The organism is Flammeovirga sp. EKP202 (genome assembly GCF_014534745.1).
Taxonomy (GTDB): domain Bacteria; phylum Bacteroidota; class Bacteroidia; order Cytophagales; family Flammeovirgaceae; genus Flammeovirga.
The window spans coordinates 1-224 of the sequence record NZ_JACVVP010000175.1 but is presented as its reverse complement, the minus strand read 5'-3'; the positions used below and the strand labels follow the sequence as shown (position 1 = coordinate 224).

General features: G+C 42.0%; 1 tRNA gene. It reads right to left on the bottom strand.

Features of this window, described 5'->3' with window-relative positions:
- Positions 1 to 150 precede the first annotated feature (150 nt).
- A tRNA-His gene (locus IC221_RS29450) sits at positions 151 to 224 on the bottom strand.

Genomic DNA, 224 nt, shown 5'->3' with positions numbered 1-224 from the left:
AAGGCTAATAAATCATCATTCATAACATGACAAAGATAACAACATTATGTTTTTTGCCCACTTTTTGTTAGTGACCCAAAATAAGGGGAAAGCTAAGCCTAAGACATAAAAAAAAGCACTTCCAATTGCTTGAAAGTGCTAAAACTGTTGGGCGAACGATGGGATTCGAACCCACGGCCCCCGGAACCACAAACCGGTGCTCTAACCAACTGAGCTACGATCGC